The organism is Rhodococcus sp. IEGM1339, from assembly GCF_050321925.1.
Classification (GTDB): domain Bacteria; phylum Actinomycetota; class Actinomycetes; order Mycobacteriales; family Mycobacteriaceae; genus Rhodococcus; species Rhodococcus pyridinivorans.
Genome location: NZ_JBNQFT010000003.1, coordinates 359,075 through 372,258, shown reverse-complemented (window position 1 = coordinate 372,258; position 13,184 = coordinate 359,075). Strand labels below are relative to the sequence as shown.

15 protein-coding genes and 4 tRNA genes are annotated in these 13,184 nt (G+C 67.9%); 2 read left to right on the top strand and 17 right to left on the bottom strand.

From position 1 onward, the window contains the following. Positions 1 to 104: 104 nt before the first annotated feature. From rplA to ACQR3U_RS06420, 11 genes are all read right to left on the bottom strand, one after another. Complete coding sequence (gene rplA / locus ACQR3U_RS06470) at positions 105 to 818, bottom strand: 50S ribosomal protein L1 (protein ID WP_006552289.1); 714 nt, start codon at positions 816 to 818, stop codon at positions 105 to 107. 116 nt (positions 819 to 934) lie between these two features. Further along, the gene (gene rplK, locus ACQR3U_RS06465) at positions 935 to 1,369 is read right to left on the bottom strand and encodes a 50S ribosomal protein L11 (protein ID WP_006552290.1); all 435 of its coding nucleotides are present in this window, start codon (positions 1,367 to 1,369) and stop codon (positions 935 to 937) included. 95 nt (positions 1,370 to 1,464) lie between these two features. Beyond that, positions 1,465 to 2,301: a transcription termination/antitermination protein NusG gene (nusG, locus tag ACQR3U_RS06460; protein ID WP_006552291.1), complete on the bottom strand. Its 837-nt coding sequence runs from the start codon at positions 2,299 to 2,301 to the stop codon at positions 1,465 to 1,467. Between the two features lie 50 nt (positions 2,302 to 2,351). Beyond that, positions 2,352 to 2,777 carry a preprotein translocase subunit SecE gene (gene secE / locus ACQR3U_RS06455; protein ID WP_024101687.1) on the bottom strand — a complete coding sequence of 142 codons (426 nt, stop codon included), beginning with the start codon at positions 2,775 to 2,777 and terminating at the stop codon, positions 2,352 to 2,354. 32 nt (positions 2,778 to 2,809) lie between these two features. Further along, a tRNA-Trp gene (locus tag ACQR3U_RS06450) sits at positions 2,810 to 2,882 on the bottom strand. Positions 2,883 to 3,062: 180 nt separating this feature from the next. Beyond that, complete coding sequence (gene hadB, locus ACQR3U_RS06445) at positions 3,063 to 3,488, bottom strand: (3R)-hydroxyacyl-ACP dehydratase subunit HadB (protein WP_230809993.1); 426 nt, start codon at positions 3,486 to 3,488, stop codon at positions 3,063 to 3,065. Then, positions 3,475 to 4,050 (bottom strand): (3R)-hydroxyacyl-ACP dehydratase subunit HadA, encoded by a 576-nt coding sequence (gene hadA / locus ACQR3U_RS06440; RefSeq protein ID WP_006552294.1) that lies wholly within the window; start codon positions 4,048 to 4,050, stop codon positions 3,475 to 3,477. Before hadA ends, hadB begins: the two co-directional genes overlap by 14 nt. An 84-nt stretch (positions 4,051 to 4,134) precedes the next feature. After that, on the bottom strand, positions 4,135 to 4,302 hold the full coding sequence (rpmG, locus tag ACQR3U_RS06435; protein WP_003941903.1) for a 50S ribosomal protein L33: 168 nt from the start codon (positions 4,300 to 4,302) through the stop codon (positions 4,135 to 4,137). A gap of 59 nt (positions 4,303 to 4,361) precedes the next feature. Continuing rightward, positions 4,362 to 4,437, bottom strand: a tRNA-Met gene (locus ACQR3U_RS06430). 43 nt (positions 4,438 to 4,480) lie between these two features. Further along, a tRNA-Thr gene (locus ACQR3U_RS06425) sits at positions 4,481 to 4,553 on the bottom strand. A 307-nt stretch (positions 4,554 to 4,860) separates the two neighbouring features. Further along, positions 4,861 to 4,943, bottom strand: a tRNA-Tyr gene (locus ACQR3U_RS06420). 150 nt (positions 4,944 to 5,093) lie between these two features. Here ACQR3U_RS06420 and ACQR3U_RS06415 point away from each other — a divergent pair. Beyond that, positions 5,094 to 5,585 carry a YajQ family cyclic di-GMP-binding protein gene (locus ACQR3U_RS06415; protein ID WP_006552295.1) on the top strand — a complete coding sequence of 164 codons (492 nt, stop codon included), beginning with the start codon at positions 5,094 to 5,096 and terminating at the stop codon, positions 5,583 to 5,585. 100 nt (positions 5,586 to 5,685) lie between these two features. Here ACQR3U_RS06415 and htpX read toward each other — a convergent pair whose 3' ends face one another. Both htpX and ACQR3U_RS06405 read right to left on the bottom strand, forming a co-directional pair. Continuing rightward, entirely contained in the window at positions 5,686 to 6,546 is an 861-nt protein-coding gene (htpX, locus tag ACQR3U_RS06410) for a zinc metalloprotease HtpX (RefSeq protein WP_024101689.1), read from the bottom strand. 101 nt (positions 6,547 to 6,647) lie between these two features. Further along, positions 6,648 to 7,694: a polyprenyl synthetase family protein gene (locus ACQR3U_RS06405; protein ID WP_006552298.1), complete on the bottom strand. Its 1,047-nt coding sequence runs from the start codon at positions 7,692 to 7,694 to the stop codon at positions 6,648 to 6,650. 112 nt (positions 7,695 to 7,806) lie between these two features. On the opposite strand from ACQR3U_RS06405, the gene ACQR3U_RS06400 reads away from it, so the two are divergent. Then, the gene (locus ACQR3U_RS06400) at positions 7,807 to 9,078 is read left to right on the top strand and encodes a geranylgeranyl reductase family protein (protein WP_050993579.1); all 1,272 of its coding nucleotides are present in this window, start codon (positions 7,807 to 7,809) and stop codon (positions 9,076 to 9,078) included. A 56-nt stretch (positions 9,079 to 9,134) separates the two neighbouring features. On the opposite strand, the gene ACQR3U_RS06395 is transcribed toward ACQR3U_RS06400, so the two are convergent. From ACQR3U_RS06395 to menD, 4 genes are all read right to left on the bottom strand, one after another. Next, entirely contained in the window at positions 9,135 to 9,836 is a 702-nt protein-coding gene (locus tag ACQR3U_RS06395) for a demethylmenaquinone methyltransferase (protein WP_071935515.1), read from the bottom strand. Positions 9,837 to 9,875: 39 nt separating this feature from the next. Beyond that, positions 9,876 to 11,018 carry a glycosyltransferase family 4 protein gene (locus ACQR3U_RS06390; protein WP_230809992.1) on the bottom strand — a complete coding sequence of 381 codons (1,143 nt, stop codon included), beginning with the start codon at positions 11,016 to 11,018 and terminating at the stop codon, positions 9,876 to 9,878. 82 nt (positions 11,019 to 11,100) lie between these two features. Next, positions 11,101 to 11,553 (bottom strand): DUF3592 domain-containing protein, encoded by a 453-nt coding sequence (locus tag ACQR3U_RS06385; RefSeq protein ID WP_230809991.1) that lies wholly within the window; start codon positions 11,551 to 11,553, stop codon positions 11,101 to 11,103. Continuing rightward, complete coding sequence (gene menD / locus ACQR3U_RS06380; RefSeq protein ID WP_006552303.1) at positions 11,550 to 13,169, bottom strand: 2-succinyl-5-enolpyruvyl-6-hydroxy-3-cyclohexene-1-carboxylic-acid synthase; 1,620 nt, start codon at positions 13,167 to 13,169, stop codon at positions 11,550 to 11,552. Before menD ends, ACQR3U_RS06385 begins: the two co-directional genes overlap by 4 nt. Positions 13,170 to 13,184: the final 15 nt, after the last annotated feature.

The following is a 13,184-nucleotide window of genomic DNA, read 5'->3' as shown; positions in this document are numbered from 1 at the left end:
TACCCCACCACTGTAGCGGACGATGTGCACGAGATGCAAAACGGCCGGCACAGCGATGCTGTACCGGCCGCTTCAGGACGCACATCCACTGCGTGCAGTGCGAATTACTCCGCGGTCTCGAGGAGGTTGCGGGTGCGCTGCGGATCCACCGGGATGCCCGGGCCGGTGGTCGTAGCGATCGTGACCTTCTTGATGTAGCGGCCCTTCGCGCTGGACGGCTTGGCGCGGAGCACCTCGTCCAGAGCAGCAGCGTAGTTCTCGACCAGCTTGGTCTCGTCGAACGAGGCCTTGCCGATCACGAAGTGCAGGTTGGCGTTCTTGTCGACGCGGAAGCTGATCTTGCCACCCTTGATGTCGGTGACGGCCTTCGCGACGTCCGGGGTGACCGTGCCCGTCTTCGGGTTCGGCATCAGACCACGGGGACCGAGGACGCGGGCGATACGACCGACCTTCGCCATCTGGTCGGGGGTCGCGATCGCGGCGTCGAAGTCCAGCCAGCCGCCCTGGATGCGCTCGATCAGATCCTCGGCGCCCACGACGTCGGCACCTGCGGCCTCGGCCTCGGCAGCCTTCTCGCCCACCGCGAAGACGATGACGCGAGCGGTCTTACCCGTGCCGTGCGGCAGGTTGACCGTGCCGCGCACCATCTGGTCCGCCTTGCGGGGATCCACACCGAGTCGCATGGCGACCTCGACGGTGGCGTCGTAGTTCTTCGAGCTGGTCTCCTTCGCGAGCTTCGCAGCTGCGAGGGGGCTGTACAGGTTGTCCGAGTCGATCTTCTCGGCCGCGGCGAGGTATGCCTTGCTGCGCTTTGCCATGTTCTTTCCTAACTTCTCACCGGCAGGTGAATGGTTCGGGCGTGGTAGCGGGCCTGGCCGGCCCTCCCACGAGTGCTATGCAAGCCCGGGGACGGAGCCCCGGAACAGCGAGGGGCTCAGCCCTCGACCGTGATGCCCATCGACCGAGCGGTGCCGGCGATGATCTTCGCGGCAGCCTCGATGTCGTTGGCGTTCAGGTCTTCCTGCTTGGTCTTGGCGATCTCGCGCACCTGATCCATGGTCACCTTGGCGACCTTGGTCTTGTGCGGCTCGCCGGAGCCCTTCTGCACGCCTGCGGCCTTGAGCAGGAGCTTCGCGGCCGGCGGAGTCTTCAGCTTGAAGTCGAACGAACGGTCCTCGTAGACCGTGATCTCGACCGGCACGACGTTGCCACGCTGCGACTCGGTCGCCGCGTTGTACGCCTTGCAGAACTCCATGATGTTGACGCCGTGCTGACCCAGCGCGGGGCCGACCGGCGGAGCCGGGTTGGCCTGGCCGGCCTGGATCTGGAGCTTGATGAGCCCGGCGATCTTCTTCTTCTTGGGGGGCATCTCTATTCCTAGTTTCGTGCTCGGTGTGGTTCTTGCGTACTGCTACTGCAAGCTTGTGCGCGCCGGATGCCGGCGCCGTCGGATCCTGGGGATCGTCAGATCTTCGACACCTGGTTGAACGACAACTCCACGGGAGTCTCACGGCCGAAGATCGACACCAGGACCTTGAGCTTCTGCTGCTCGGCGTTGACCTCACTGATGGAGGCGGGCAGCGTCGCGAACGGGCCGTCCATCACGGTGACCGACTCGCCGACCTCGAAGTCCACCTCGATGGCGGGCTTCGCAGCGGCGGCGGGAGCCTGCTCGCCTGCGGTCGAAGCACCGGCCGCCGGCTTCTTCTTCGCCTGCTGCGGGAGGAGGAACTTCACGACCTCCTTGATCGTCAGCGGCGACGGACGCGACGTGGCTCCGACGAAGCCGGTCACGCCGGGGGTGTTCCGGACGGCGCCCCACGACTCGTCGTTGAGTTCCATCCGGACGAGGATGTAGCCGGGCAGGACCTTGCGGTTGACCTGCTTGCGCTGACCGTTCTTGATCTCGGTGACCTCTTCGGTCGGCACCTCGACCTGGAAGATGTACTCGGTGAGGTCGAGGTTCTGGACGCGGGTTTCGAGGTTGGTCTTGACCTTGTTCTCGTAGCCGGCGTAGGAGTGCACGACGTACCAGTCGCCGGGCTCGCGCCGCAGTTGCTTCTCGAGGGCCTCGGCCGGGTCGACCTCGTCCTCTTCGGCGGCGGCGTCGTCGGTGCCCTCCGCTGCGTCGGAGACCTCGACATCGGTCTCGGCATCGGTGCCGGACTCGACAGCAGCGTCGGACTCGGAGACCTCGGTGTCCGCATCCGCCGACTCGGCCGTCACGTCGTCAACCAAGGCCTCGTCCGAAACGTGCTCCTCGGCCGAAGCCTCGTACGAGTCGTTCTCGGGGGTGCTCACCGGGCACTTTCCTCTCGTCGATCACATTTTTCGTCTCGCGCGGACAGGCGCTAACCGAACAACCAGCTGACGCCCTGTACGAACGCCAGATCCAATCCGAAGATGAACGCCGTCATGACGGTCACGAACGCAAGGACCACGAGCGTGTAGGTGGTCAACTGCTTGCGGTTGGGCCAGATCACCTTGCGGAGCTCGGCGATGACCTCACGGAAGAAGCGCACGAGTCGCTTGAAGATGTTCTCGGACTTCGCGGCGGGACGATCGCTCACGGCCGTGGCCGAACGCGACGTCTTCTTCATGGACACCGCACTCGTCGTGGATGCCGAGGGATCGGCTGCACCACGACGGGTGGCCCGCTTGCCGGTCGGCCGAGCAGCCGCGGAAGAACCGTCGGGGGTCGCGCCGGTAGCCGTTCCAGCGTCGCCGGGAATATTCCCTGCGGTGCCGCTGTGGCGCTGACCGCGCTCCTCGCTCACATCGTTCCTCTCGGTCGCTGGCAGTCCGGGGGCAGGGGCGACAGGACTTGAACCTGCAACCTGCGGTTTTGGAGACCGCTGCTCTGCCAATTGAGCTACGCCCCTCTGGTCGGACATCCACACTCGTACGAAGCGAGTGTCCGGAACCGACCCATCTGCGACCACATGACACGCGCGCTACCCCCGTCGGGCCGTTACGGCCTTCGTAGAGCAGCGCGCTGCTATGCGATCCCAGAAGCCTAAGTGTACTGCATTGCCCCGGGACAAACCCAATCCGCTCGGCCGTCAGGCCAAACGGACCGTTGCCGTGGCGCGACCGAAGATCTTACGACCGTCGGACTTCGCCACGATAGCGACCACTGCTGTCTTGCTCTCCGCGTCCACCGACTTGATCTTGCCGGTGAACTCGATCTCGGCGGCCTTGACGGCCTCCACATATATCGGACTGGTGAACCGAACATTGTATTCGGTCACCGCGCCGGGGTCTCCCAACCACTCCGTGACGAAGCCGGCCGCGATGCCCATCGAGAGCATGCCGTGCCCGACGACGTCGCGCAAGCCGGCCAGTTCGGCCACCTTGTCGCTCCAGTGGATCGGGTTGGGATCACCCGACACACCTGCATAGTTGACCAGATTTCCGCGCGTGAGCGTGACGACCTTCGACGGAAGCTCGTCCCCTACCGCGACATCCGCGAAGCTACGGAGTGTCACTGTGCATCACCACATCCTTGACCGCGTGCGCGATGTTGTCGTCGACCTCGCCACCGGAACGCGCGACGAGCGTCGTCCAGGAGGTGAGCACGAGATTGTCGTACTGATCCGTGATCACGTTCTTGGTGGTGATGATGTCGCTGCCGGCAGCTTGCCGGAAATCGTCGAGGTAGACGTCGCAGAACAGCCTGTCGCCGGCCTGGATCGGGCGGTGGTAGACCATCCGCTGGTCGGTCTGCATGATCTGGCTCAGGTCGTAGCCGGTGACGACCTCTTCGAACAGCTTGCGCTGCGCGATCATGCCGACGATCGAGACGAAGGTCAGCGGCGCGATCACTCCGTCATATCCCAGCCCCCGGGCTGCGTCGTCGTCGTGATGGGCCGGATGCGAATCGCGCACGGCACGGGCGTACTCGCGGATCTTCTCGCGACCGACCTCGTAGTAGTCGCCCACCCGGTAGTGGTGACCGACCATGGACTTGGCGTGCGCGGCGGCATCGAACGGGATCCCGGCCTGTTCGGTCGCGTCCACCGATTCCTGGTTCTCGAGTATGTTCGTCATACGCAAAACCTCCGCAATTCCGACGACGCCAACTGGCACGGTCGGTATTGCGGAGACCTTATGCGTCGACGTCGTTGCGACCGGCTACTTGGACTCGCGGTGCGACTGGTGCGTACCGCAGTTCGGGCAGAACTTCTTCAGCTCGAGCCGGTCGGGGTCGTTGCGACGGTTCTTCTTCGTGATGTAGTTGCGGTGCTTGCACACCTCGCAGGCCAAGGTGATCTTCGGCCGAACGTCAGTAGAGGAGGCCACGGGATGCCTTCTTTCGCGTCAATCCGATCAGTATCGATCAGGGTGGATCAATGAACTTTTGGTAGCGGTGACCGGACTTGAACCGGCGACGCAACGATTATGAGTCGTTTGCTCTACCAACTGAGCTACACCGCCTCGGTGCCGAGTGTCGCTACGAAGGCGGCACCTCAATCCAGCGAGCCCCCTGACGGAATCGAACCGTCGACCTTTTCCTTACCATGGAAACGCTCTGCCGACTGAGCTAAGGGGGCGTGGCCTCCGGAGCATCTCTGCTCGCTGCGGCCTCCAAAAGATTACACACACTCGGTCCTGGTGCAAAATCCGCTGGTAGAGGCGCATAAACGCCGCTCCTCTCCGACCTCTGCCCACCCGCACCCACCCGTGCCCACACATACGCGCGCGGCGGGCCGGCGGGAGGCATCGGGCGCGAGGCGGAACGGCACCGCGTGCCGAGCCACCCGGAACCTCGGGGAGAGCAGGACCCACACCCCGGAGCCCGCACCGAAGGGCCCCGGAATGCAGAACAGCCCCGGTTCCGAAGAACCGGGGCCGTTCCGGTGGCAGGTGTAGGATTCGAACCTACGTAGGCGTAAGCCGACGGATTTACAGTCCGCTCCCATTGGCCGCTCGGGCAACCTGCCGGGGTGCGATCGGGACCGCGTCCTCGATGCGTTTGGAAGAATACAACGCATACCCCCCCGAAACGCAAACCGAGTGGTCACAGCTCCGCGCGACCCGATAGCGTCGGGTGGACAGAACCCTTACAGACCGACCCCGAAGTGGAGTGAGACGTGGCTGATTCGTCGTTCGATGTGGTGAGCAAGGTCGACCGCCAGGAAGTGGACAACGCGCTGAACCAGGCGGCGAAGGAGATCGCCAACCGCTTCGATTTCCGGAACACCGGGGCGCACATCGAGTGGTCGGGCGACGAGGCCATCACGATCTCGGCCGAGACCGAGGACCGCGCGCTCGCCGCGCTCGAGGTCTTCAAGGAGAAGCTGATCCGCCGCGACCTGTCCCTCAAGTCCTTCGACGCCGGCGAGCCGACGCAGTCCGGCAAGGTCTACAAGATCACCGGCACGCTGGTGCAGGGCATCAGCCAGGAGAATGCCAAGAAGATCTCCAAGCTCATCCGTGACGAGGGCCCGAAGGGCGTCAAGGCGCAGATCCAGGGCGAGGAGCTGCGCGTGAGCAGCAAGAAGCGCGACGACCTGCAGGCCGTCATCTCGCTGCTCAAGAACGCCGACCTCGACATCGCCCTGCAGTTCGTCAACTACCGCTAGTACGTCGACCACTGCCGACGACGCCCTCTCCTACGACTCCGCCCGCGACCGTCGTCGCGGGCGGAGTCGTCTGGGATGTCGTCTGTGGGGTGCCGTCCGGTCAGCGGATCCCGGCCATGCGCTCGAGCCGTTCGATGCGGTCGGCCATCGGCGGGTGCGTCGAGAACAGCCGGCTCATCTTGTCGCCCGCCCGGAACGGGTTGGCGATCATCAGGTGCGACTGGGCCGCGAGTTTCGGTTCGGGTGGCAGCGGCGCGGCCTGCGTGCCGAGAGCGAGCTTGCGCAGCGCCGACGCGAGGGCCAGCGGGTCGCCGGTGAGCTCGGCACCGGACTGGTCGGCCTGGTACTCGCGCGACCTCGACACAGCGAGTTTGACGACCGACGCCGCGATGGGGCCGAGCAGGGAAACCAGCAGCAGCGCCAGTGGGTTCGCGCCACCCTCCCGGTTGCCGAAGGCCGAGGCGAAGAACGCGAAGTTCGCCAGGCCCGAGATGACGGCAGCCATCGCGCCGGCGACCGACGAGATGAGGATGTCGCGGTTGTAGACGTGGGCGAGTTCGTGGCCGAGCACCGCGCGCAGTTCCCGTTCGTTCAGGATCTCCAGGATGCCCGTCGTGCAGCACACGGCGGCGTTTCGCGGGTTACGACCCGTGGCGAACGCGTTGGGGGCGTTGGTGGGGCTGATGTAGAGCCGCGGCATGGGCTGGTGCGCCGCGGTCGCGAGTTCACGCACGATCCGGTACATCGCCGGTGCCTGCACCTCGGTGACCGGCTGGGCGTGCATCGCCCGCAGGGCGAGCTTGTCGCTGTTGAAGTACGCGTAGCCGTTCATGCCGACGGCGAGCACGATCGATATCAGCAGGATCGTCGAATTGCCGAACAACGCTCCGACGAACACGATCAGCGCGGACATTCCGATCAACAGACCGGCCGTCTTGAGACGGTTCGAGTATCCGTGCACGTCGCACCCCTTCCGCACCACGATTTCCCACTCATTCGTCCAACGAACGAGCGAACGGCGCGGTTCCCGCCCCGACCGGGGCGGGACGACACGACGGTCCGTCAGCCGACGCGGGCGACGGTGAAGTCCACGAGGCGACGCAGCGCCTCGTTCGCCGACCCCTGCGGCAGGGCATCGAGTTCGGCGTGAGCGCGGGCGGCGTAGGTCGCGAGAGTCGCCTTCGCCGCATCCATCCCCGGCGAGCGGACGAGCAGTTCGAGCGCCTCCGCGACGTGCGCTTCGTCCTCGATGGGACCGACGAGCAGTTCACGCAGACGATCCGCCTCCGGTCCGGTCTCCCGCAGCGCGTAGAGCACCGGCAGGGTGTACACACCCTCGCGGAGATCGGTTCCGGGGGTCTTGCCCGACTCCGTGGTGTCGGACGCGATGTCGATGATGTCGTCGACGATCTGGAAAGCGGTGCCGACGGCGTCGCCGAGCCGTTCGAGACGCTCTACATGTTCCGGATCAGCGCCCGAGAACGTACCGCCGAAGCGACCGCTGGCGGCGATCAGCGAACCGGTCTTCTCCCAGATCACCCGCAGGTAGTGCTCGACCGGGTCGTCGTTGGTACGCACACCGATGGTTTCGCGCATCTGACCGGTGACCAGCTCGGCGAACGTCTCCGCGATGATCTGCACGGCCGACGGACCCAGCGTCGACACCAACCGCGAGGCGTGCGCGAACAGATAGTCGCCGGCGAGGATCGCGACGCTGTTGCCCCAGCGCACGTTGGCGCTCGGGGCGCCGCGACGCATCGTCGCCTCGTCCATCACGTCGTCGTGATAGAGCGTCGCGAGGTGCACGAGCTCGACGACGGTCGCCGCCGTCACCACGGCGGGATCGGTGGGCTTCGGCCCGAGCTGCGCGGTGAGGATAGTGAACAGCGGCCGGAACCGCTTGCCACCCGCCTTAGCAAGGTGCAGTGCGGCCTCCGTCAGGAAGTCCTCACCGTCGGACAGTTCCTCGACCAGGAGTTTCTCGACGCTCGCGAGGCCGTCCCCGACTGTCGCGGCGAGGACCGGATCGCCGAGTTCCACACCGGCCACGACGGTGCTCGGCGCCGCATCGGCCGAACCAGCGGTCCGAGCCGCCCCCTCAGTGCTCACGATGACGTACCCATCCTGTTCTGTCGCCTCGACTTCACCGTAGTGAACCTAGCCGTTCGTTCCCCGATCCACCTCGTCGAGGCGGCCGATCGCGGCCTGAGAAGATGGAGCGGTGGTGGCCGAACACTCCGCGCGAGATCCGCGGCAATCCCAGTCCTGCGTTCCCGACAGTACCGATGTTCTCGTCGTCGGTGCCGGTCCAGCCGGTTCCGCCGCCGCCGCGTGGGCTGCCCGCGCCGGTCGCGAGGTGTTGCTCGTCGATGCCGCGACCTTCCCTCGCGACAAGACCTGCGGTGACGGACTGACCCCGCGTGCCGTCGCCGAACTCGACGAACTCGGCCTCGGCGACTGGCTGCGCACCCGCACCGTCAACCGCGGTCTGCGTCTCGAGGGCTTCGGTGGCCGCTTCGAACTCCCCTGGCCCGACTCGTCGTTCCCGGTCGTGGGCAGCGCCGTGCCGCGCACCGAACTCGACGCCCGGATCCGGCAGGCCGCGCTCGACTCGGGTGCCCGCGCCGTGGACGGAACGAAGGCCGTCGACGTCGAACGCGACGGCGACCGGGTCTCGGCCGTGATCTTCCGCACCGCCGACGGACCGCGGACCGTCCGCTGCCGCACGGTGATCGTCGCCGACGGGGTGCGTTCTCCCCTCGGCAAGGTGCTCGGTCGTCGCTGGCACCGCGACACCACCTACGGCGTGGCCGCGCGGGCCTACGCCACCTCCCCGCGCAGCGACGATCCGTGGATCACCTCGCACCTCGAACTGCGCGACGACGCGGGGGCCGTCCAGCCGGGCTACGGCTGGGTGTTCCCGCTCGGCACCGGCGAGGTGAACCTGGGAGTGGGGACCCTCGCGACCGCCTCGCGACCGGCGAGTGGATCGCTGCGGCATCTCATCGACCTCTACGCGCGGCAGCGCCGCACGGAATGGGAACTCGGCGAGGTGACGCGTGTGGCGTCGGCGCTGCTGCCCATGGGCGGAGCCGTGTCGGGGGTCGCGGGCAGGAACTGGGCGCTGATCGGCGACGCCGCGGCGTGCGTCAATCCGCTCAACGGCGAGGGCATCGACTACGGACTCGAAGGCGGTCGGTTGCTCGCCGGGCTGCTCGACTCCGACGACCTCACCGACCTGTGGCCGGCGACGCTGCGCTCCCACTACGGCCGGGCGTTCTCCACCGCGCGTCGCCTCGCGAGCCTGCTCACGATCCCGAAGTTCCTGCCGGCGACCGGCCCGATCGCGATGCGGTCGCGGACGATGATGTCGGTCGCGGTGCGGGTGATGGGCAATCTCGTCACCGACGAGGACGCCGACTTCGTGGCCCGGGTGTGGCGGACGAGCGGTCATCTCTCGATGCGCTGGGATCGGCAGCCGCTCTTCGCCTGAGCGCCGATGCAGCGCCGCGCGGCAATTTGCGTACCGCGCGGTGCCGATGCGCCCGGCTACTTGCGTACCGCGCGGTGCAGGGCGGTGATGCCCCCCGTGAGATTGCGCCACTTCACGTCGCTCCAGCCCGCGGCCTCGATGCGCCGGGCGAGCTGCTCTTGATCGGGCCAGGCCCGGATCGATTCGGCGAGGTAGACGTAGGCGTCGGGATTGCTGCTGACCGCCCGCGCGACCCGCGGCAGCGTCCGCATCAGGTACTCCATGTAGACGGTGCGTAGCGGTTCCCGCACGGGTGTGGAGAACTCGCACACCACGAGGCGTCCACCCGGCTTGACCACCCGGGCGATCTCGCGCAGTCCCTCGTCCGGGTCGGCGACGTTGCGCAGGCCGAAGGAGATGGTCGCGGCGTCGAAGACCGCGTCGGCGAACGGCAGTTTCATCGCGTCGCCTGCGACCATCGGGACGTTGCGGAACTCACCGGCGTGCAGCATGCCCTTGGAGAAGTCGGTGGCGACGACCCACGCGCCGGACCGTCCGAGTTCGACGGTGGAGACCCCGGTGCCGGCGGCCAGGTCGAGCACCCGCTCGCCGGGCTTCAGGTCGAGAGCCGCACGGGTCGCGCGACGCCACCCGCGGTCCTGCCCGAACGACAGGACGGTGTTGGTCAGGTCGTAGCGTGCAGCGACCCCGTCGAACATGGACGCGACCTCACGCGGGTCCTTGTCGAGCGACGCGCGTGATCCGTGAGTTGTTGCCACGGCCGAAACGTTACCCGCTCCCGTAGTGGACGCCGGCGCTCACGCGGCGCGGCGGAGCGCGTGCGCAGGAAGGCCCTGCACCCGCCGGTAATGGGCGAACAACTCGTCGCACAGCACGGGCCAGGTGCGGCCGAGCACTCCACTGCGTGCCGCACCACCGAACTCGTCCCGGACCCCAGGAGCGAGCAGCGCATCGACGGCTCGGGGCAGCAATTCGACGAAGCGGTCCACCGGCAAGCGGTAACCGTTGCGGCAGTGGGCGACGAGGTCGCGTGGTCCGCCCGCGTCCGGCACGATCGCCGGGACCCCGCTCGCCAGGGCTTCCTGCACGGCCTGGCAGAAGGTCTCGTGTTCGCCGGGATGGACGAAGACGTCGAGGCTCGCGTGGGCGCGGGCCAGTTCCTCGCCCCCCAGCTGCCCGGTGAACACGGCCGACGGCAGCTGGCGTTCGAGCCGCGACCGTTCGGGACCGTCGCCGACGACGACGAGCTGCAGCCGCGGGTCGTGGGCGAGGATCGCGAGCCGCTCGACGTGCTTCTCGGGCGCGAGGCGTCCCACGAAACCGACGATCGGACGGCCGTCCGGCGACCAGCAGGAGCGCAGGTCCTCGTCCCGCCGGGCCGGCGCGAAGCGGTCGGTGTCGACGCCCCGCGACCAGCGCCGCACGCGCGGGATGCCGTGGGCCACGAGGTCGTCCACGGCGGAGGTCGAGGGAGCGAGGGTGAGATCGCAGCCGCGGTGCAGGCGCCGAGTCCACCGCCAGGACGCACGCGCGGCGAGGCCGAGCCCGTAGCTGGAGGCGAATCCGGCCACGTCCGTCTGATAGATCGCGACCGTCGGAATGTCGAGACGTCCCGCGGCGGCGAGACCGCCGGCACCGAGCACGAACGGGGACGCGAGGTGCACCACGTCCGGCGCGAAAGTGCGCAGCACCGGAAGGAGTTCCGGGCCGGGCACGCCCACCGGGAGGGAGCTGATCCTCGGTACGCGCACCGCCGGTACGCGGTGGACGGGTGTCCCGTGATGGTCGGACGGAGCGGGTGGCCTGCCTGCGACCGTGTCGGGTGCGACGACCAACGCGTCGTGTCCGGTGCGGTCGAGGTGCTCGAGGACGCGGAGCACCGAGTTGGTGACGCCGTTGACGTTCGGGAGGAAGGATTCCGCGACGATGGCTACTCGCACGCCGACAGCGTGGCGAGCCTGCGAGTCGAGCAGGTGCGAGCTCGGTGACCGATGGACGAAGTCGCGACGAACGTTTCGTTCGTCACACCTGCAGCTGTCGATCCTTCACGTCGGGAGCGACAGCGGGTGCGGCGGTCGCCCTCCGCCGCAGCCAGATCAGCACCGGCGTGGCGATCAACCATGTGACGACGATCACCGATCCGGTCGGGATCAGGGCGACGCGGGCGTCGCGACCGGTCACACGAACGAGATCGGGATCACTCCGGGCGTAGTCGACGGCGATCCGCTGCCCGGTGGTCAGCCCCGTCGGGTACAGAACGCCGAGCTCCGGATTGTGCGTCACACCGTCAGGAGTGACGAAACTCACGGCGGACCGCACGGAGCCGGCCGAGAGCACCTCCGCGACGGCCGTGCCCGTGTCGGAGCGGATGGTGAGGTCGTTGCGGAGGGCGCCGAGGAACAGGATCACCGCGAGGGCGGAAATCGCCGCCGCGACCATCAGAACCGCGCGCCGCGCGCGCTCGGGTCCGCTCACAGCTGCGCCCGCACCGCCGCGTGCAATTCGCGCAGCCCGGCCCGATCGGTGGTGACCTCGACCACACGGATGCCCGCGGGCGGCGCCGTGTCGTTCGAGAGGGCGAGCGCGAGTCCCTGCAGATCCACCAGCTCGTGCGGGACGCGGTAGGCCGCACACAGTGCCGCGAGGTCCATACCGTGCGGGGTGCCGAAGACACGCTCGAAAACACCCGCGTACTGCGGGTCGCCCTGTTCGAGCAATTCGAAGATTCCGCCGCCGTCGTCGTTCGCGACGACGATGGTGAGGTTCTGCGGCCGCGGCTCCGACGGCCCGATGAGCAGGCCCGACGCGTCGTGCAGGAAGGTCAGGTCGCCGAGCAGCGCGACGGTCCGTCCCTGTTCGTAGGCGAGTGCGGCACCGACGGCGGTGGAGACCGTACCGTCGATCCCGGCGACACCCCGGTTGGACAGCACCTTCACGTCGGGTTTCGGGTAGCTCACGAGCGCCGCGTCGCGCACCGGGTTCGATGCCCCGAGCAGCAGCTGGTCGCAGGGCTTCAGCGAGTCCGTCACGACCGCCGCGACGTGCAGTCCGGTGGCCTTCGGATGCCCGTCGAGCTGGGCGCGCACGGCCTTGTCGGTGTGCGCCGACAGCTGGCGGCATCGTTCGAGCCACGCCTCGTCGGGTGTTCCCGACACCACGGCGCGGGTGCCTGTCGCGATGACGTTGCCCGACACGTCGGGCCAGCGCGGGCCGGTGGTCAGCGCGTACACGGTGACGGCGGGGTCGGCGAGCAGGTTCGACACCGGCCGGTGCAGCGTGGGCCGTCCGGTGATGATCGCCTGGCGCGGCTTCAGGTGCGGCAGCGCCATCGGATGCACCGGGATGCCGTGCAACGGTGCGGTGGGTTCGGCGACGGTCGGCAGCCCGGACAATTCGGGGCGGTGGGCGGAACCGTGACCGGAGACGACGATCGTGTCGGGGGTCAGGTCGATCTCGAGCGGGACGTCGAGGGTGGCGTTCACCGTGGTGGTCCAGGCATCGCCGTCGGGGCGGCCCTCGGGCACCGGGCCCTTCGCGTCGAGCTCGGGCACGAGCGGTTCGCGCAGCGGGATGTCGAAGTGGACCGGGCCGGCGTTGCCCGATCGGGTTCCGCGGGCGGCAGCGAGAACCCGGGAGACAGCCGAACGCCACTGGCTGTTCTGCTCGATGCCTTCGGCGAGGCCGAGACTGATGGTGGCGCGCACCTGGCTGCCGAACAACCCGAGCTGTTCGACGGTCTGGTTCGCACCGGATCCGAGCAGTTCGTAGGGGCGATTGGCGCTGAGCACGACCAGCGGGACGCGGGCGTAGTTCGCCTCGAGCACGGCGGGCGCGAGGTTGGCCACGGCGGTACCGGAGGTCATGACGACCGGGACGGGACGCCCCGATGCGAGGGCCAGGCCGATCGCGAGGAATCCGGCGGTGCGCTCGTCGATACGCATGTGCAGGCGCAGACGTCCTGCGCTGTCGGCGGCCTGGAGCGCGAAGGCGAGCGGCGCGTTGCGCGAGCCCGGGCACAGCACGACGTCCCGAACACCGCCCCGGGCGAGTTCGTCGACGACAGCAGTGGCCTGGGCAGTGGACGGATTCACGGAGTCCAGGGTAAT